This window comes from Streptomyces longispororuber (assembly GCF_024448165.1).
In the GTDB taxonomy this organism is placed as follows: Bacteria; Actinomycetota; Actinomycetes; order Streptomycetales; family Streptomycetaceae; genus Streptomyces; species Streptomyces longispororuber_A.
The window spans coordinates 1-20,396 of the sequence record NZ_JAMOLN010000188.1; the positions used below are offsets into that span (position 1 = coordinate 1).

Sequence of the window (20,396 nt, forward strand, 5' to 3'; positions counted from 1 at the left end):
AGCCACACCCGCAGCCGCCTGCGCATGCCCGATGTTCGACTTCAACGACCCCAACCACAACGGACGTTCACGGTCCCGGCCGCGCCCGTAGGTCGCCACCAGCGCCTGGGCCTCGATCGGGTCACCCAGCACCGTCCCCGTCCCGTGTCCCTCCACCACGTCCACATCAGCGGTGCCGAGACCGGCGGCCGCCAACGCCCCACGGATCACCCGCTGCTGCGCCACTCCGCTCGGCGCGGACAGGCCGTTGCTCGCCCCGTCCTGGTTCACCGCACTCCCCCGCAGCACCGCCAGCACCTGGTGCCCGTGACGCCGCGCGTCCGACAACCGCTCCAGCACCACCAGACCCACGCCCTCGGCGAAGCCGAAACCGTCCGCCTGCTCGGAGTAGGCCTTGCAGCGGCCGTCGGCGGCGAGCGCGCCCTGCGTGGCGAACTCGGTGAACACCTCTGGGCCCGCCATCACCGACACCCCACCGGCGACCGCGAGCGACGACTCGCCGTCCCGCAGCGAACGCGCCGCCAGATGCAACGCCACCAGCGACGACGAGCACGCCGTGTCCACCGTCAACGCCGGGCCTTCGAGCCCCAGCACGTACGCGACGCGGCCCGACGTGACGGCGGGTGAGCCGCCGGTGAGCAGGTAGCCCTCGCTGCTCTCGGGGAGCTCGACCCCGTGGCCGTACCCCTGGTAGGCGGCGCCGAGGAAGACGCCGGTGGCGCTGCCGCGCAGCGCGCGCGGGTCGATGCCGGCGTTCTCCATCGCCTCCCAGGTGACTTCAAGGATCTGGCGCTGCTGCGGGTCCATGGCGAGGGCCTCGCGCGGCGAGATCCCGAAGAACGCCGGATCGAAGTCCCCCGCCGCGTCGAGGAAGGACCCGTAGCGGGGTCCTGCCGTGCCGTCGGCGGCGGTGTCGCTCAGGCGGTCGAGGTCCCAGCCGCGGTCGTCGGGCAGTTCCGATACGGCGTCGCGGCCCGCGGAGATGAACTCCCAGAGGTCGGAAGGGGAGTTGATGCCGCCGGGGAACCGGCAGCCCATCCCCACGATCACCACCGGGTCGTCGGCGCTCTCCGCACTCCGTGCGGGACCGGCGGCGGGTGCCGTGCCCGTGTCCTGCTCGGTGTCCGTGCCGTGTTCGGGGGTGAACAGGCGGTCGAGGAGGTAGTCGGCGAGCGCGGTGGCGTTGGGCCGGTCGAAGACGAGGGTGGACGCTTCGCGCAGGCCGGTCGCCGCGGTGAGCCGGTTGCGCAGCTGCACGGCGGTCATCGAGTCGAACCCGGCGTCCCGGAAGGCCCGGTCCGGTTCGACGGCCCGGGCGTCGGGGTGTCCGAGCACGGCAGCGGCCTCGGCCCTGACCAGGCGCAGCAGATGGTCCCTGCGCTCCTTCGCCGACAGCGGCAGCAGCTTCTCGCGCAGCGGCGAACTGCCCTCCGGAGCTTCCGCCTCGGGGCCGCCGTCCTGCCCGGCCGTGGGCCGGGCGGGCGCCAGCTCGTCGAACAGCGGCCGGTGCCGGGCGGCGCCCATCAGGTCGAGGAACGCGGGCCGGTCGAGGTCGGCGACGGAGACGCAGGTCTCGCCGCGGTCGAGGCACGTGTCCAGTTCGGCGAGGGCCTGCTCGGGCGGCATCGGCCGGACGCCCTGGCTGCGCAGGAAGTCCTGGCCCGCGTCACCGGCCATGCCGGGACCGGCCCACAGACCCCAGGCCACGGACACGGCGGGCAGTCCGCGGTGCGCACGCCGCTGGGCGAAGCCGTCGAGGAAGGCGTTGGCGGCCGCGTAGGCACCGGCCCTGGCCGCGCCCCACACACCGGCGTTCGACGAGAACAGGACGAACGCCTGCGCGTCCGTGCAGAGTTCGTCGAGGTGCGCCGTGCCGGTGGTCTTGGCGGCGGTGACGTGCGCGAACTCCGCCTCGGTGATGTCGTCGAGAGGCGTGGACTGGGGGACGCCCGCCGTGTGGAGGACGGCGTCGACGCTCCGGCCCGCGGCCCGTTCGGCGGCGAGCAGCGCGGCGAGCGCGTCCCGGTCGGTGACGTCGCAGGCGGCGAGGGTCACTCCGCAGCCCGACTCGCGAATGTCCGCTGCCAGTTCGGCGGCGCCGGGCGCGTCGGGTCCGCCGCGGCTGGTGAGGACGAGATGGCCGGCGCCCGCGCGGGCCAGGCGGCGGGCGACGTGGGCGCCGATGCCGCCGGTGCCGCCGGTCACCAGGACGGTGCCGTGCGGCGACCAGCCGGGCGTACCGCCGACGGGGGTGCCGGCCGGGGCGGGCACGAGGCGGGGAACCCTCGCCCCGGTCGCCCGGAGCGCCACCTGGTCCTCGTCGCGCGGGCCGGCGAGCACCGCCGTCAGCCGGGCGCCGAGGTCGTCGTCGGGTCCGGGCAGGTCGATCAACCCGCCCCAGCGCGTGGGGTGTTCGAGCCCGATGACCCGGCCGAGGCCCCACACGGCGGTCTGCGCCGGATCGGGCTCGCCGTCGGTCTCCGTCACGGTCACGGCGCGGCTCGTCAGCACCCACAGGGGTACGTCGGCGCCCGCGTCGCCCAGCGCCTGGGCGAGGGTCAGGGTCCGCAGCGCAGGCAGCCGCGCCGGGTCGACGGGCCCGTCCCCCGCGGTGGCGTCCGGAGCGAGCAGGGCCAGCAGGGACAGCACTGCCGTCGGCTCGTGCTCCGCCGCTGCCGTGGCCGCGCGCAGGGCGGTCGCGGCAGTGGCGCGGTCCCAGCCGTCGCCCACGTCGACGGTCGTGACCGTCGCGCCGGCGCGTTCGAGGACCGTGCGGGCCATGTCGCCCCAGGCGTCCGGGACTTGGGGCCCGGTCACGAGGAGGACGGGGCCGCTGAGCGGGGCCGCTTCCCAGGCGGCGTCCCGCCACTCCACGCGGTAGCGGCGCCCTTCGTCGGCCGCCCCGGCCCTGCGGCCGGGTGCCGCGTGCCAGAACGGGCGGTGCTGGAAGGGGTAGGTGGGCAGGTCGGCCACGGCTGCGGCGGCCGGCAGCGCGGGCCGCCAGTCGACGCGCACGCCGTGCACATGGGCCTCGGCGAGTGCGGCCAGGAACCGGTCGGGGCCGCCCGCGTCCCGGCGCAGGGTGCCCAGGACCACGGCGTCGGCGCCGACCGCGTCGACGGTCGCCTCGATGCCGGGGGTGAGGACGGGCTGCGGGCTCACCTCGACGAAGGCGTCGAAACCGGCCTCGGCCAGCAGCCGCGTACCGGTCTCGAAGCGGACCTGCTCGCGCAGGTTCCGGAACCAGTAGTCGGCGCCCATCAGGGCGGTGTCGATCGGCTCGCCGGTGGTCGTGGAGTACAGCGGCACGGACGCGGTCCTGGCCACGACGCCGGACAGGGCGGCGGTCAGTTCCTCGCGCAGCGGCTCGACCATGGGCGAGTGGGAGGCGTAGTCGACCGGGATGTTCTTGGCGCGGACGCCGTCGGCGGCGCAGGCCGCCAGGAGCGCGTCGAGTTCCGCGCGGGGGCCGGCCACCACGACCGACCCGGGGCCGTTGACGGAGGCCACCGACAGGGCGCCCGCGTAGGGGGCGAGCAGCGCCTCGGCCTGCTCCTCGGTGCGGGCCAGGGAGACCATGCCGCCGGTGCCCGCGAGCGAGCGCAGCGCCTTGGCTCGGACGGCGACGACCGTCGCGGCGTCCTCCAGGGAGAGGGCGCCGGCGACGCAGGCGGCCGCGATCTCGCCCTGGGAGTGCCCGATCACGGCGGCCGGTTCGACGCCGTACGAACGCCAGAGCGCGGCCAGCGAGACCATCACCGCGAACAGCGCGGGCTGCACGACGTCCACCCGCTCCAGGGGCAGGCCGTCGGCGATCACCTCGGTCAGCGACCAGTCGACGTGCGGGGCGAGTGCCTGCTCGCAGGCGCGCAGGGAGCTGGCGAACTCCGGTTCCGACGCGAGGAGTTCGGCGGCCATACCGGCCCACTGCGAGCCCTGCCCGGGGAAGACCATCGCAATCTTGCGACCGGTCCTGGCCGGGCCGTTGCCGGTGACGGCCCGTGCGTGCGGTTCCTGCGCGGCGACGGCCCGCAGGGCGGCCACGGCGGCTTGGACGTCCGCGGGATCGGTGACGGCGACGGCGGCGCGGTGGGCGAACACGGTGCGCCGGGTGGCGAGGGTGCGTGCGGTGTCCGGCAGGGGTGCGGCGCCGGGCCGCTCCAGGTGGGCGGCGAGCCGGGCGGCCTGGTCGCGCAGGGCGCCGTCGGTCCTGCCTGACAGGAGCAGCGGGTAGGGGCCGGGCGCGGGGCGTTCGGCGGCGGGGCCTGCTGCGGACGGGTCGTCCGCGGCGGCGTCCGGCGCCTCCTCGACGAGGACGTGCGCGTTGGTGCCGCTGATGCCGAACGAGGAGACGCCCGCGCGGCGCGTGCGGCTCCCGGGCGGCCACGGCGTGCTCTCGCCGAGCGGGACGACGGCGCCGGTCTCCCAGTCGATGCGCGACGAGGGCGCGTCGAGGTGGAGGAGGCGGGGCAGCCGGCCGTGCCGGAGGGCGAGCACGGTCTTGATCAGGCCCGCGACCCCGGCGGCTGCCTGGGTGTGCCCGATGTTGGACTTCACGGAGCCGAGCCACAGCGGCCGGTCCGCGGGGCGCTCAGCGCCGTAGGTGTCCAGCAGGGCGTGGGCCTCGATGGGGTCGCCGAGGGTGGTTCCGGTGCCGTGCGCCTCGACGTAGTCGACGTCACCGGGGCCGAGCCGGGCGTCGTCGAGGGCCTGTCGGATCACCCGTTGCTGGGCGGGGCCGTTGGGGGCGGTGAGACCGTTGCTTGCGCCGTCCTGGTTGACGGCGGAGCCGCGCAGCACGGCCAGGACGCGGCGGCCCTCCTGCCGGGCCGTGGACAGCCGTTGCAGGACGAGGAGGCCGGCGCCCTCGGCGAGCGCGAAGCCGTCGGCGGCCTCGGCGAAGGGCTTGCACCGGCCGTCCGCGGCGAGCCCGCCCTGGCTGCTGAACTCGGTGAACGCGCCGGGGGTGCTCATGACGGTGACGCCGCCCGCGAGCGCGGTCGTGCACTCCCCGCGGCGCAGGGCCTGCATGGCCAGATGGGTCGCGGTGAGGGAGGAGGAGCAGGCGGTGTCCACGGTCAGCGCCGGGCCTTCGAGGCCCAGCGCGTACGCCACCCGGCCGGAGGCCACGCTGGACGCGGTGCCCGTGCCCAGGTAGCCGAGGACGTCGGGGGACGCCTCGTCGGGGCGCGGCCCGTAGTCGACGGCGCCCACCCCGGCGAAGACACCGGTGGCGGTGCCGGACAGCGACGCCGGGTCGAGGCCCGCGCGTTCCAGGGCCTCCCAGGCGACCTCCAGGAGCAGCCGCTGCTGCGGGTCCATGGCGAGGGCCTCGCGCGGCGAGATGCCGAAGAAGTCCGCGTCGAAGCCGGCCGCGTCGTGCAGGAACCCGCCGGTGCGCCCGTCGGCGGAGGCGGTGTCCCAGCCCCGGTCGGTGGGCGGACCCGACACGGCGTCGCCGTCCCCGTCGATCAACTCCCAGAGCTCTTCGGGGGAGTTGACGCCGCCGGGGAACCGGCAGCCCATGCCGACGACCGCGATCGGCTCACCGGCCCGGTACTCGGTCTCCCGCAGCCGTGCGCTGACCGCCTCCAGGTCCCCGACGGTGCGCCGCAGATAGCGGCGCAGCTTGCCCTCGGTGGTCTCCTGCTCCCCGCTCATCGTCCCTCGTTCCCCTCACCGAACCGCTGATCGAGAAGTTCGAACAGTTCCTCGTCGTCGGCGTCGTCGATGACGCCGACGGCACCGGCGGCCGTGCCGGTCTCCGTGCCGCCCGCGGCGCTCCACCTGCCGAGCAGCGCCGTCAACCGCGCCTCGATCGCACGGCGTTGACCGGCGGTCTCCGCGGTGGCCGGCGCGTCCCTGGTGCTGTCGTGCCAGCCGTCCAGCGCGGCCTCCAGGGCGTTCAGGTGCTCGATGACCGGGCGGCGCGGGTCCGTCTCCGCTCCGCCGGGCGCGTCCGCGAACAGCCGGCCGTCGACGTACGCGGCCACCGCCTCGGGCGTCGGGTGGTCGAAGACGAGGGTGCTCGGCAGCCGCAGGCCGACCGCGGTGCCCAGCCGGTTGCGCAGCTCGACCGAGGCCAGCGAGTCGAAGCCGAGGTCCTTGAACTGCCGTCCCGGCGCCACCGATTCCGCCGTGTCGTATCCGGCGACGGCGGCGGCCTGGGCCCGTACGGCCTCCGTCAGGGCGGCGATCCGCTCGGTCCTGGGCAGCGGCGCGAGGCGCGCGGCGAGCCCGGCGCCGGTCGGCGCGGCGGCGGCCCGGCGCAGCGGCGCGTGCAGCAGCCCGCGCAGCACCTCGGGCACCGCGTCCGGCTCCTGCGGCCTGGAGGTGTCCAGGTGCAGTGGGAAGAGGACCGGGTCGCCGCGCCGGATCGCGAGGTCGAACAGGGCCAGGGCGCGGGCGGTCGGCAGGGGCCGCATGCCGGCCCTGGCCATCCGCCGGGCGTCCCGCTCGTCGAGGGTGCCCGTCAGCCCGCTGGCCTCCTCCCACAGTCCCCAGCCGAGGGACGTCGCGGGCAGTCCGCGCGCCTGCCGGTGGCGGGCCAGCGCGTCCAGCGCGGCGTTGGCCGCCGCGTACGCGCCCTGTCCCGGTCCGGCCAGCACGGAGGCGCCGGAGCCGAACAGCGCGAAGAAGCTCAACTCCCGGTGGGCGGTGAGGTCGTGCAGGTGCCAGGCGGCGTCGGCCTTCGGCGCGAGGACCGCGGCGAGCGCGTCCGGCCGCAGGTCGGCGGCGAGGCCGTCCGCGAGGACGCCCGCGGTGTGCACGACGCCGGTCAGCGGGTGCTCGGCCGGGATGCCGTCGATGGCCGCCGCGAGCGCGGCACGGTCGGCGACGTCGCAGGCGAGCGTGGTCACGGTCGCGCCGAGCGCGGCGAGTTCCTCCTCGAACCGGGCCGCGCCGGGGGCGGCGGGCCCGCGGCGGCCGAGCAGCAGCAGGTGGCGTACGCCGTGCTCGGTCACGAGGTGACGGGCCAGCAGCCGGGCCAGGGTGCCCGTGCCGCCGGTGACGAGGACGGTGCCGTCGGGGTCGAGGGGGGCAGACTGGGTGAGCACCAGTTTCCCGGTGTGCCGTCCGGTGCTCATGTGCTGGAGCGCGGCGGACGCCCGCTGCAGTGGCCACGCCGTGACCGGGAGGCGGCCGATGCTGCCGTCGGCGACGAGGGCCGCGACCTCGGTCAGGATGGCGCCGAGCCGGTCGGGGCCCGCGTCGGCGAGGTCGAACGGCAGGTAGCGGCCGGGGAACCGGTCCGGGTCGCGCGGGTCGGTCTTGCCCATCTCGACGAACGCCCCGCCGTCCGCGAGGAGCCCGGCGGACTCGTCGAGCAGCGCGCCGGTCAGCGAGTTGACCACGACGTCCATGCCGCGGCCGCCCCGGAAGGACCGGAACCGCTCGCCGAACCCGGGTTCCCTGGAGGAGGCGATGTGGTCGTCGTCGAGGCCGAGTCCGCGCAGGACGTCGTGCTTGGCGGGGCTCGCGGTGGCGAAGACCTCAGCCCCGGCGAGGCGGGCCAGGCGGACCGCGGCGAGGCCGACGCCGGTGGCGGCGGCGTGCACCAGGACCGCCTGTCCCGGCCGCAGGCCCGCCAGGTCGTGCAGCGCGTAGTGGGCGGTGGTGAAGACGATGGGCAGGGCGGCGGCCTCGGTGCTGCTCCAGCCCTGCGGGACGGGCACCACCAGCCGGTGGTCGGTGACGGCCACCGGTCCGAAGGCGCCCTCGAACAGGCCCATGACGCGGTCGCCCACGGCGATGCCGGTGACGCCGGGTCCGGTGGCGGTGACGACTCCGGCGCCCTCGGTGCCCATGACGGCGGCGCCGGGGTACATGCCGAGGGCGATGAGGACGTCGCGGAAGTTCACGCCGGTGGCGCGGAGTTCGACGCGTACCTCGCCGGGGCCCGGCTGCCGTCCGGCGTCCGGGGCCGCCGCGAACGCGAGGGCGTCGAGGGAGGATCCGGTGGGTTCCAGGCGGGCGGGCGTCCGGGGCGGCAGCAGGGCCGCCGCGCCGCGGGTGGCGGCCAGCCGGGGCACCAGCGCGAGGTCGCCGCGCAGCGCCACCTGCGAGTGGTCGAGCACGGCGGGGAACCGGACGAGGGCCGCCGGGTCCGTGGCGCAGTCGACGAGCGCGAAGGTGCCCGGCGACTCCGCCTGGGCGGAGCGGACCAGGCCCCAGACGGCGGCCTGGGCGGGGTCCGCGTCCGTGTCGGCGGGTCCGGCGGCGACGGCGTGCCGGGTGAGGAACACCAGGCGGCCGGTGCGCTGCGGAGCGTCGAGCCAGGCGCGGACGAGTCCCGCCGCGTGCAGCACGCTCTCGCGCACGGAGCCGGCCGGGTCGTCGGCCCGCCACGGGAGGCAGCGCACGAAGACGGCGTCGGGTTCCGGTTCGCCGGTGGCGACCGCCGCGTCCAGGGCCGCCAGGTCGGGGTGGTCCTTGCCGAGTCCGGGCAGGCCGCCGCCGACGGTCGCGCAGCGCACGACCGCGTCGTCGGTCCGCGGCAGCGGCCGCCAGGACAGCCGGTAGAGGTCGTCGGCGCCCGCCTCCTCGGCGTCGCCGTGCTGCGGCGCGCCGCCGGCCGGGCGCACGGTGACGGCGCCGACCTGGGCGACCGGTGCTCCGGTGGGGTCGGTCACGGTCAGGCTCATCGCGGCGCCGTCGGCCGGGACCGCCGTCACGCGGACGGCCGTGGCCCCGGACGCGTACAGGGTGGTGCCGCTCCAGGAGAACGGCAGGAACGACCCTTCCCGGTCGGCCAGGGAGCTCAGGCCGAGCGTCTGTGCCGCCGCGTCGAGGAGGACGGGGTGCAGCGGGTAGCCCGCGTCACCGGTCCCGTCGGGGCCGGCGGCGGCGGGGAGTTCGGCCTCGGCGAACACCTCGTCGCCGCGCTGCCACGCGGCGCGCAGGGCGCGGAACGCGGGGCCGTAGGCGTAGCCCCGGTCGGCCAGGCGGGCGTAGGCGGCGTCGACGTCGAGGGGGCGGGCGTCCGGCGGCGGCCAGGCGGCCGGGGCCTCGGGCGGCGCCACGGCCTCGCCGAGGACACCGGTCGCATGCCGGGTCCAGGGGGCGTCGGGGCCGCCTGCGTCGCGGGCGTGCACGTCCACGGTGCGGGTGCCGTTCGGGTCGGCGGCGCCGACGGTGACGCGTACGGCGGTGGCCGGGCCGAGCTCCAGCGGCGCGGAGAGCACCAGTTCCTCCACGGCGGGGGTGCCCGCGTGCCGGCCTGCCGTGAGGGCCAGGTCGACCAGCGCGCTGCCGGGCAGGAGCGTGCGGCCGCCGACGGCGTGGTCGGCCAGCCAGGGCTGGTTGCCGAGCACGATCCGGCCGGTGAGGACGTGACCGCCGTCGGGCGTCTCCAGGGCCGTGGACAGGACGGGGTGTGCCACCGGGTCCATGCCGAGGGCGGCGGCGTCGCCGCGGGCGCGGCGCGGTCGCGGCCAGTAGGCGGTGTGCTCGAACGGGTAGGTCGGCAGTCCGGTCGCCGTGCCGGCGGGACCCGTGGCCGGGGTGAGGTCGACAGGCAGGCCGGCGGCGCGGGCCTCCAGCAGACCGCGCAGGAAGGTGCGCGGTCCCGGGCGGTCGCGGCGCAGCGAGGCGAGGGTGACGACGTCCTCGCGGCCCAGGTCGTCGGCGGTCCCCTGGATGCCGGGGAGCAGCACCGGGTGCGGGCTCACCTCGATGAACGTGTCGAAGCCCTGGCCGGTCAACTGCCGTACGGCGTCGTCGAGCCGGACCGTGCCGCGCAGGTTGCGGTACCAGTACGCCGCGTCGAGCCCGGCGGTGTCGATGAGGTCGCCGGTGACGGTGGAGCAGAAGGGGACGACGGCGGACCGGGTCTCGATCGTGCCGAGTTCGTCGGCGAGCTGCCGCTCGATCCGTTCGACCTGCGGGGAGTGGGAGCCGTAGCCGACGGCGATCCGCCGCGGCGACAGGCCCTCGGCCCGCGGCGAGCGGACGAACGCGTCGAGGGCGGTGGCCTCTCCGGCGACGACGAGGGAGCGCGGCCCGTTCACGGCGGCCACGCTCAGCCGGCCGTCCCACGGTGCGAGGGCGGCCTCGATCTCGTCGGGCGTGCCGGTGACGGAGGCCATGCCGCCCTGTCCGTCGAGCGCGCGCAGCACCTTGCTGCGCAGGGCCACGACCTTCGCGGCGGTGTCGAGGGTGAGGGCGCCGGCGACGCAGGCGGCGGCGATCTCGCCCTGGGAGTGGCCGACCACGGCGGCGGGTTGGACGCCGTGGGCCTGCCACAGCCTGGCCAGCGACACCATGACGGCGAACAGCAACGGCTGGACGACGTCGGGCCGTTCGTACGCGTCCTCGGGGCCCGCGCCGCGCAGCGTGGCGAGCAGGTCCCAGTCGGTGTACGGGGCGAGTGCCGTCGCGCACTGCTCCATCGACGCGGCGAAGACCTCGGACCGGTCGAGCAGGTCGCGGGCCATGCCGTCCCACTGCGAGCCCTGGCCGGGGAAGACCAGGACGGCCCTGCGGTCGGCGGCCGTGCGGGGCGGCACCACGTCGGCCGCGGCCTCGCCCGCCGCCAGCGCGTCCAGGGCGGCGCACAGCGCGGCCCGGTCGTCGCCGACGACGCCGGCCCTGACGTCGAACCGGGCCCGGCCGGCCGCGAGCGTACGGGCCGTGTCGGCGAGCGGGATCTGCGGTGCGGTGCGCAGGAGTTGGGCCAGTTCTCTGGCCTGGGTCGCGAGCGCGGCGGGTGTCCTGGCGGCCAGCGGGAGGGCGACGGCGTCGGCGGCGAGTCCGCGGCCGGCGGGCAGCCGGTCCGGGTCGGCGGCGGCGTCCGGTGCGGGTGCATCCGGGGCCTCTTCCACCAGGACGTGGGCGTTGGTGCCGCTGACGCCGAACGAGGAGACTCCGGCCCGGCGCACGCGGGGGCCCCGCGGCCAGTCCGCGTTCTCCCGCTGGACCTCGACGGTCCCCGCCGACCAGTCGATCTCGGGGGAGAGTTCCTCGGCGTGCAGGCTGCGCGGGAGCACGCCGTGCCGCAGGGCGAGGACCGTCTTGATGACGCCGGCGACGCCCGCGGCGGCCTGGGTGTGGCCGATGTTGGACTTCACCGAGCCGAGCGCCAGGGGCCGTTGGCGCTCCGACCCGTACGTGGCCTGGAGCGCGCCGGCCTCGATCGGGTCGCCGAGCCGGGTGCCGGTGCCGTGCGCCTCGACCGCGTCGACGTCGGCGGCCGACAGCCGGGCGTCGGCGAGCGCCTGCCGGATGACGGCTTCCTGGGCCGGGCCGTTCGGCGCGGCCAGGCCGTTGCTCGCGCCGTCCTGGTTGACGGCGCTGCCGCGCAGCACGGCGAGTACGGGATGCCCCGCTTCCAGGGCCTTGGAGAGGGGTTCGAGGAGCAGCGCGCCGGCGCCTTCGGCGAGGCCGAAGCCGTCGGCCCCGGCCGCGAACGGTTTGCACCGGCCGTCGGCGGCGAGGCCGCGCTGCCGGCTGAAGTCCACGAACGTGTAGGGGTCGGAGATCACGGTGACGCCGCCCGCCAGGGCCATGGTGCACTCGCCGCTGCGCAGGGCCCGCATCGCCAGGTGGATGCCGACCAGCGACGACGAGCAGGCCGTGTCGACGGTCAGGGCCGGGCCCTGCCAGCCGAAGACGTAGGCGAGCCGCCCGGACAGCACGCTGGCCGAGTTGCCGAGGCCCTGGTAGCCCTCGACGCGGGCGGCCTCGCTCTCCAGGAGCGGCATGTACGACTGTCCGTTGGAGCCGACGAAGACACCGACGCGGCTGCCGCGCAGCTGGTCGGGGTCGATACCGCCGCGTTCCACGGCCTCCCAGGCGACTTCGAGCATGAGCCGCTGCTGGGGGTCCATCGCGAGGGCCTCGCGGGGGGTGATGCCGAAGAAGTCGGCGTCGAAGCCCGCCGCGTCGGTGAGGAATCCGCCGCGGTCGCTGTAGCTGGTGCCGGGGTGGTCGGGGTCGGGGTGGACGAGGGCGGCCAGGTCCCAGCCGCGGTCCCGGGGCAGGCCGCCGGTGAGGTCCCGGCCGTCGGCGACGGCCCGCCACAGGTCGTCGGGCGACGCGATGCCGCCGGGGAAGCGGCAGCCCATGCCGACGACGGCGATCGGTTCCTGCTCGGCGAGCGGCGCGGTGCCGGTCGTCGCCCCGGCGGGGTCGTCCGGGCGGGGGCCGGTGGCCAGCAGCGACAGCAGGTGGCGGGCGAGGCGGGTGACGGTCGGGTGGTCGAAGACCAGGGAGGCGGGCAGCCGCAGACCGGTGGCGGCGGCGAGCCGCTTGCGCAGTTGCACGGTGCCCAGGGAGTCCAGGCCGAGTTCGGTGAACGCCCGGCGGCCGTTGACGTCGTGGGCGCTGTCGTGGCCGAGGACGGCGGCGGTGGCCTCGGCGACCACGCCGACCAGCAGGTCCTCCTGCTCGGCCGGGCTCAGGGCGGTGAGCCTGGCGGCGAGTTCGCCGGCCGGACCGCCGTCGGGACCGGTGGCCGGTGCCGCGGGCTCCGGCGTCTCGCGTGCCTCGGCGATCTCCGCGAACAGCGCGGTCGGCCGGACCGCGCGCCGGCCCGCGGCGAAGGCGGGCCAGTCCACGTCGGACACGGCGACGGCCGTCGCCCGCGCGTCGAGGACGGACTCCAGGACCGTCAGGGCGCGGTCGGCGGTCAGGGCGCGCAGTCCGCGCTGTGCCACCGGCCGGGCGGCGTCGGGGACTTCGGGGGCGCCAGGGACTTCGGGGGCGTCGGGCAGGGCCCAGGGGCTCCAGGCCACGGCGACGCTCGGGTGGCCCGCGGCGCGCCGGTGCGCGGCGAAGGCGTCCAGGCAGGCGCTGCCCGCCGCGTATCCGGCCATGCCCGCGCCGCCCCAGACGCCGGCCACGGACGAGCAGTGGATCTCCTGTTCCACGGGCTGCCCCGCCAGGACGCGGGCGAGCGTCAGGGCCGGTCCCGTCTTGGCGTGCACGGTGGCCGCGAAGTCCTCGGGGCCGGTCTCCAGGACCGGCCCGAACTGTGTGCGGGTCGCGGCGTGCAGGACGGTGCTGACGGCGTGCGGGGCCGCTTCGACAGCGGACCGGAGGGCGTCCTCGTCGGCTGTGCAGCGGGTGACCGTCGTACCGCCGTCCCGGAGCGCGCCGACGAGTTCCTCGTCCGCCTCCCCCACCAGGACGAGGTGGCCGGCCCCGGCGTCGGCGGCCCACCGGGCGAGCCGCTGCCCGATCGGGCTGTCGGCCCCGGTGACGACGACGGTCCCGTGCGGGCGCGGGGCCGGCTCGGCGGCGGCCGGCAACGCTGTCCGCACCAGCCGTCGCCCGTACACGTGGTCGTCGCGCAGGGCGAGTTGGTCCTCGGCGGCGGGTGCGCCCGCGAGGATTCCGGGCACCTTGGCGACGAGGGGTTCGGCCACGCCGCCGTGCGGCAGGTCGAGCACGCCGCCCCAGCGCTGCCCGAGTTCCAGGCCGGCGACCCGGCCGAGGCCGTGGACGGCGGCCTGCGCGAACGACCCCGTACCGGCGTCGTCGGCGGGGGTCCGTGCGGCGCCCTGCGTGAGGCACCACAGCGGTGCTTCGACGCCCGCGTCACCGAGGGCCTGGAGGAGCGTCAGGGTGGCGACCGCTCCGGCCGGTACGCCGGTCAGGCCGCGGTGGTCCGACTCGTCGGCGGCGAGCAGGGACACGACACCGCGCAGTGCGGTGCTGCCGGCCGTCGCGGCGGTGACGGCCGCGGTGGCCGCGGCGCGGTCCTGGTCCGGGTCGAGGACGCACGTCAGGGGTGTGCCGCCCGCCTCGCGGAGCGCGGCCGTCAGCGGTGCGGCGAAGGCGGGCGCGGTCGGCGGGGTGACGACCAGCCAGGTCCCGCGCGCACCGTCGGCTTCCGTCCGGTCCTGCGCGGGCAGCGGCTGCCACGTCTCGCCGTAGGTCACCTCACCGGCAGCGCGGACGGGCGCGGTGACGGACGTCCAGTAGTGCTTGCGCTGGAAGGGGTACGTGGGCAGCGGGACGTGGCGCGCGCCGGGGAAGGCGGGCTGCCAGCGCACGTCGACGCCCGCGACGTGGGCGCTCGCCAGGGAGGCGAGGAACGACTCCGGGCCGGGGGCGGCGCGGCGCAGGGTGCCGACGACCACGGAGTCGCCCGGCTCCCGGCCCCGTGCGTCGAGGGTCTCGTCGACCGTCGCCGCCAGCACCGGGTGCGGGCTGATCTCGACGAAGGCGTCGTGGTGCGCGGCGGCGGCGAGCTCCACGACGTCGTGCAGGCGCACCGGTTCGCGCAGGTTGCGGTACCAGTAGGAGGCGTCGAGCTCCTCGCCGCGCATCGGGCGGCCGGTCACCGTCGAGTAGAACGCCACCTGCGCACGGCCGGGCTTCACCTCCCGTGTCGCGGCGGCGAGTTCGTCGCGTACCTGGTCCATCTGCGCGGAGTGCGACGCGTAGTCGACGTCGATGGCGCGGGCCCGGACGCCCTGCTCGGCGCAGGCCGCCACGAGGGCGTGCACGGCGTCGGGTTCGCCGGAGACGACGACGGCGGCGGGGCCGTTGACGGCGGCCACCTCGACGGCGCCCCCGTACGGGGCGATCAGCCCCCGCACGGCGGTCTCGTCGAGGGCGACGGCGGCCATCGCGCCCTGCCCGGCCACCGACCGCAGCAGCCTGCTGCGCAGCACGATGAGCCGGGCGGCGTCCTCCAGGGTGAGGATCCCGGCGACGTGCGCGGCGGCGATCTCGCCCTGCGAGTGCCCGGCCACCGCCGCGGGTTCGACCCCGTACGAGCGCCACAGCGCGGCCAGCGACACCATCACCGCGAACAGCGCGGGCTGCACCACGTCGACCCGGTCGAGCCCGGGGGCGCCCGGCTCCTGGCGCAGCACCGCGGCCACCGACCAGTCCTGCCACGGCGCCATCGCCGCGTCGCAGGCGCGGATCGACTCGGCGAAGACCGGGGACCACTCCAGCAGGTCGGCGCCCATGCCGGCCCACTGCGAGCCCTGGCCGGGGAAGAGGAACACGGCGGAGCGCCCGCCCGATTCGACGGTTCCCCTGACCCGGGCCCGGCCGTCCGCCACCTCGCCGATGCCGAGGGCGGCCGCCTCTCGGGTACCGGCCAGGACCACCGCGCGGTGCTCGTGCCGGGCCCGGTCAACGGCCAACGAGAGGCCCAGGTCGGCCAGTTGGACGGTCTCGTCGGCGACGACGGCGGACAGCCGCCGCGCCTGGGCGCGCAGGGCGTCGTCGGTCCGCGCGGAGACGACCAGCGGCACCGGGCCGTGCGGCGCCGCCATAGGCGTTCCGGTCTTCGGCGTTCCGGTCTCCGGCGTCCCGGTCTCCGCCGGCTCGGGGGCCTGCGGTTCGGGGGCCTCCCCGAGGACGACGTGGGCGTTGGTGCCGCTGATGCCGAACGCGGAGACGGCCGCGTACCGGGGCCGGTCGCCGCGCGGCCAGTGCTGTTCCTCGGCGAGCAGGGCGACCGCCCCCGACGACCAGTCGACGTGCGGCGACGGCTCCTGCGCGTGCAGGGTCCTGGGCAGCCGCTCGTGCCGCAGGGCGAGCACCATCTTGAGGATGCCGACCGCGCCGGCGGCGCCCTGGGTGTGGCCGATGTTCGACTTCGCGGAGCCCAGCCACAGCGGGCGCCGCGCGTCGCGGTGCCGGCCGTATGTGTCGAGCAGGGCGTGCGCCTCGATGGGGTCGCCGAGGGTGGTGCCGGTGCCGTGCGCCTCGACCGCGTCGACGTCGCCGGGGGCGATGCCCGCGTTGGCGAGCGCCTGCTCGATGACCTTGCGCTGGGCGGCCCTGCTGGGGGCGGACAGGCCGTTGCTGGCACCGTCCTGGTTGATGCCGGTGCCGTGGACGACGGCGTGCACGGTGTGCCCGTTGCGCCGCGCGTCCGAGAGGCGTTCGAGGAGCAGCACGGCGACGCCCTCGCCGAAGCCGAAGCCGTCCGCCGTCGCGCCGAACGCCTTGGAGCGGCCGTCGGCGGCGAGGGCGCGCTGCCGCGCGAAGTCGATGAACACCTCGGGTCCCGCCATCACGGCGGCGCCGCCCACGATCGCCGTCGCGCACTCGCCGCGGCGCAGCGACGCCACCGCCAGGTGCAGGGCCACGAGGGAGGACGAGCAGGCGGTGTCCAGGGTGATGGCGGGCCCTTCGAGCCCGAGGGTGTACGCGATCCGGCCGGACGCCACGGACGGCGCGACACCGGTGACCGTGTACCCCTCGGCGTCCTCGGCGGAGCCCGCGGCGTCGCCGTAGCCGTGCCGGGCGACGCCGAGGAACACGCCGGTCTCCGTGCCGCGCAGCGCGTGCGGGTCGAGTCCGGCGTTCTCGACCAGCTCCCAGCAGGTCTCCAGCAGGAGGCGCTGCTGCGGGTCCATGGCGGCGGCCTCGCGCGGGGAGATCCCGAAGAACGCGGCGTCGAAGTCGCCCGCGCGCTCCAGGAATCCCCCGGTGCGCACGTAGGTGGTGCCGGGGTGGTCGGGGTCGGGGTGGTAGAGGCCGGTCAGGTCCCAGCCGCGGTCGTCGGGGAACCGGGACAGCCGTTCCTCGCCCGCCGCGAGCACGTCCCAGAAGCCCTCGGGGGTGTCGATCCCGCCGGGCAGCCGGCACGCCGTGCCGACGATCGCGATCGGGTCGGCCTCCAGCTCCTGGATGCGCTGCCGGGCCGCGCGCAGGTCGAGGGTCGCGCGACGCAGGTATGAAGCGACCTTGTCGTTGTCGTTCGTCACCGTGTTCAGTCCTTACCTGTTCGCCGTCGGCTGGCCGTTGTCGCCGAGCTCGCGCCCGAGGGCCTCCATCAGTTCGTCGAACCCGGCCTCGGCGAGGTCCGGCTCCGGATCGGGCGCGACGCGGGATCCGCCGTCGTGGCCGGGGCCGCTCCGCAGGGCGGTCAGCACGCGGTCGAGGTGCCGGGCCACTTCGGCACGCCGTGGCCCGGCCACCTGGGCGAGCCGCGCCTCCAGGCGGTCGAGGCCGCCGAGCGCCGCCGCGACGGCGTCGTCGACGCTGTCCGTGCCGTCGGGGCCGCCCGGGCCCGCCGCGTCCTCCGGATCCGTGAACAGTTCGGCGCGCAGGTGGGCGGCGAGCGCGGCGGCGTTGGGATGGTCGAAGATCAGGGTCGAGGGCAGGGCGAGCCCGGTGGCGCCGCTCAGGCTCTTGCGCAGGCGGACGGCGCCCAGCGAGTCGAAGCCGAGTTCGCGGAAGGCCGTGTCCACCGCGACCGCGCGGATGTCCTCGTGGCCGAGGACCGCGGCGGCGTGGGAGCGGACCAGGTGGGCCAGTTCGTGGTGCTGCTCGCCCGCGGGCCGGCCGGCGAGCCGGTCGCGCAGGGCGGATCCGGCGGCCGGTTCCCCCGGTGCGGTGTCGGCGGCCCGGGCGCCGGGGAGCGCGTCGAGCAGCGGCCTGCGCCGCAGGGCGGTGAACGTCTCGGTGAACCGCGCCCAGTCGACGTCGGCGACGACGGCGGTGGCCGCGCCGTCGGCCAGCACCGATTCGAGGACCGCCAGTGCCCGGTCGCCGGGCATCGGGCGCACGCCCTGGTCGCGGAGCCGGGCGACGGCCTCTCCGTCGTCGGTCATGCCGCCCTCCGCCCACAGCCCCCAGGCCACGGACGTCGCGGCCAGACCGTGGGCGCGGCGCTGCTCGGCGAAGGCGTCGAGGAAGGCGTTGCCCGCCGCGTACGCGCCCTGTCCCGCGCTGCCCCACACGGCTGCGCCCGAGGAGAAGAGCAGGAAGAGGCCCAGGTCGGGGCAGGCGTCCGCGAGGTGGCGGGCGCCCTGCACCTTGGCGGCCAGCACCTCCCGGTACTCCTCGACGGTCATGTCCCGTACCGGGGTCCGCTGGTTGAGTCCGGCCGCGTGCACGACGCCGGTGACGCTCGCGCCGTCGGCGCGCAGCCCGTCGACGAGTGCCGTCACCGCGTCGCGATCGCCGACGTCGCAGGCGTGGACGGTGACGCGGGCGCCCAGCGCGGTCAGTTCGGCGACCAGGGCGGCCACGCCCGGCGTCGCCTCGCCGCGGCGGCCGACCAGGGCCAGGTGCTCGGCGCCGCGGGCCGCGAGGCGGCGTGCGGTGAGCGCGCCTAGGCCACCGGTGCCGCCGGTGACGACGATCGTCCCCTGCGGCACGACGCCTTCGGCGGTGCCGGGCCGCTGGTCCGCGTCCTGCGGGGCGGGCAGCAGCCGGCGGGCGAGCACGGTGCCGGAGCGGATCGCGATCTGGTCCTCGGTCCCGGTCAACGCCTGAACGAGCAGGGCCTGTTGAGCTTCGGTCGGCTCCGGCGACAGGTCTACGAGGCCGGTGTGCAGGGCGCCGCGTTCGAGTGCGGCGGCCTGGACTAGGCCCCACACCTGCGCCCCGGCCGGGCAGGTCACGGGGTCGTCGGCCCCGGTGCCGACCGCGCCGCGCGTCGCCAGCCAGACGGGGGCCTCGGTGTCCGCCGCCGCCAGTTCGCGCAGCAGGACGAGGGTCGCCTCGGCCCCGGCGTCCGGGTCCTCCCCGAGCGCCAGCAGCGAGAGCACTCCCGCGTGGCCGCCGGACCCGGGCGGGTCGGCGAGGGCGGCGCGTACGGCGGTGGTCACCGCGTGCGGGTCGCCGACCGGGACGGTGACCGTGTGGGGCGGGGTCCCGTGGCCGGCGAGGGCGCCGGCCACGGCGCCGCACCAGGCGTGCCCGTCCTGCGGACCGTCCGGCGCCGCGGGCACGAGCAGCAGCCAACGCCCGTCCAGTGCGGCCGAGTTGAGGTTCTCGGTGGTCTCCTGCCAGCCGACGCGGTAGCGCCATGCGTCGGTGGCGCGGGCGGGTCCGGTCGCGTCGGGCAGCAGCCAGTAGCGTTCGTGGTCGAAGGCATAGGTCGGCAGGTCCACCGGTCCGTACGACCTGTCCGGCCTCTCCGTTCCGTCCGGTCCGCCGTCGCCGTGCACGGCCCGCCAGTCCACCGCGACACCGCCGACGTGTGCCTCGGCCACGGAGGCGAGGAAGCGTCCGGGGCTGTCGTCGCCGCGCCGCAGGGAGCCCACCACGGTGCTCGCGTCGCCGACGGTGGCCTGGATGCTCGCGCCGAGCACCGGGTGGGGGCTCACCTCGACGAACGCGTCGTAGCCCGTCGTGCCGAGGGTCCCGATGGCGTCCTCGAACTCGACGGTGCGACGCAGGTTCTCGTACCAGTACGCGGCGTCGAGGCCGGAGCCGTCGGTGAACGCGCCCCGCAGGGTGGAGTAGAGGGGGATGCCGGCCGCGCGCGGGGCGATGCCGGCCAGTGGTGCGGTGACCGAGTCCCGCAGCCGCTCCACGTGGGAGGTGTGGGAGGCGTAGTCGACGGGGAGCAGTCGCGCGTCGACGCCCACCTCGGCGCAGTGCTCCTGGAAGCGGCGCACCGCGTCGGGGTCACCGGCCACGACGACGGCGTCGGGCCCGTTGACAGCGGCCGTCTCCAGCGCGCCGGACGTGACCGTCTCCAGCTCACCGGACGCGGCGTCGCGCAGCAGTCGCTCCGCCTCCGCCCGGCCGACGCGGAGCGACAACATGGCTCCGTGGCCGCGCAGTTCGGCGAGGGCGCGGGCGCGCAGCGCCACCACCCGCGCGGCATCCTCCAACGACAGCGCGCCCGCCACGCAGGCGGCCGCGATCTCGCCCTGGGAGTGTCCGACCACGGCATCCGGCTCGACACCACAGGCCCGCCACAACCGCGCCAACGACACCATCACCGCGAACAGCACCGGCTGCACGACTTCGACCCGCTCCAGCGAAGGCGCACCCTCCACCCCACGGATCACCTCCACGACAGAGAACCCGGCAACCTCCGCAAGCGCCGCATCACACTCCGCCAACGCCTCGGCGAACACCGGGACGTCAAGCAGCCCGCGGCCCATCCCCTCCCACTGCGACCCCTGACCCGGGAACACCCACACCACACGCCGACCACCAGCACCGACACCGGTGACGGCGCGCGACGTGGGGCGGCTCTCGGCGAGGGCGCGCAGGGTGTCCTCGGCGTCCGCGACGTCACGTACGAGGGCCACGGCCCGCTGGTCGAAGGTCTGCCGCGACGAGGTGAGCGCCCTGGCCACGTCCGGCAACGGGACGTCCTGCTGCCGCGTCAGGTGCGCGGCGAGCCGGTGGGCCTGGGCGGCGAGGGCGGTCTCCGTACGGGCGGACAGCACCAGCGGCACCACACCCGCCGCCTCCAACACCCCCACCGAGCCCGCCACTTCGGCCTCCGCCAGCTCGGGCGGCTCCTCCACGATCACGTGCGCGTTCGTCCCACTCACCCCGAACGCCGACACCCCCGCCCGCCGCAACCGACCCGCCACCTGCGGCCAGGTACGCGCCTCCCGCAGCACCTCCACCCCACCCGACGACCAGTCCACATGCGACGACGGCACCCGCGCATGCAACGACGCCGGCACCACCCCACGCCCCAACGCCAACACCATCTTGATCACACC

At 76.6% G+C, this 20,396-nt stretch carries 3 protein-coding genes; all 3 read right to left on the bottom strand.

Annotated elements, in window-relative coordinates; translation table 11 throughout:
* The coding region (locus M4J07_RS37125; protein WP_255979587.1) for an SDR family NAD(P)-dependent oxidoreductase at nt 1-5,661 on the bottom strand (5,661 nt) is incomplete at its 3' end.
* Nucleotides 5,658-16,679 (bottom strand): type I polyketide synthase, encoded by an 11,022-nt coding sequence (locus tag M4J07_RS37130; protein ID WP_255979589.1) that lies wholly within the window; start codon nt 16,677-16,679, stop codon nt 5,658-5,660. The genes M4J07_RS37125 and M4J07_RS37130, both read right to left, overlap by 4 nt.
* A 12-nt stretch (nt 16,680-16,691) precedes the next feature.
* Nucleotides 16,692-20,333: an SDR family NAD(P)-dependent oxidoreductase gene (locus tag M4J07_RS37135; RefSeq protein ID WP_255979591.1), complete on the bottom strand. Its 3,642-nt coding sequence runs from the start codon at nt 20,331-20,333 to the stop codon at nt 16,692-16,694.
* Nucleotides 20,334-20,396: the final 63 nt, after the last annotated feature.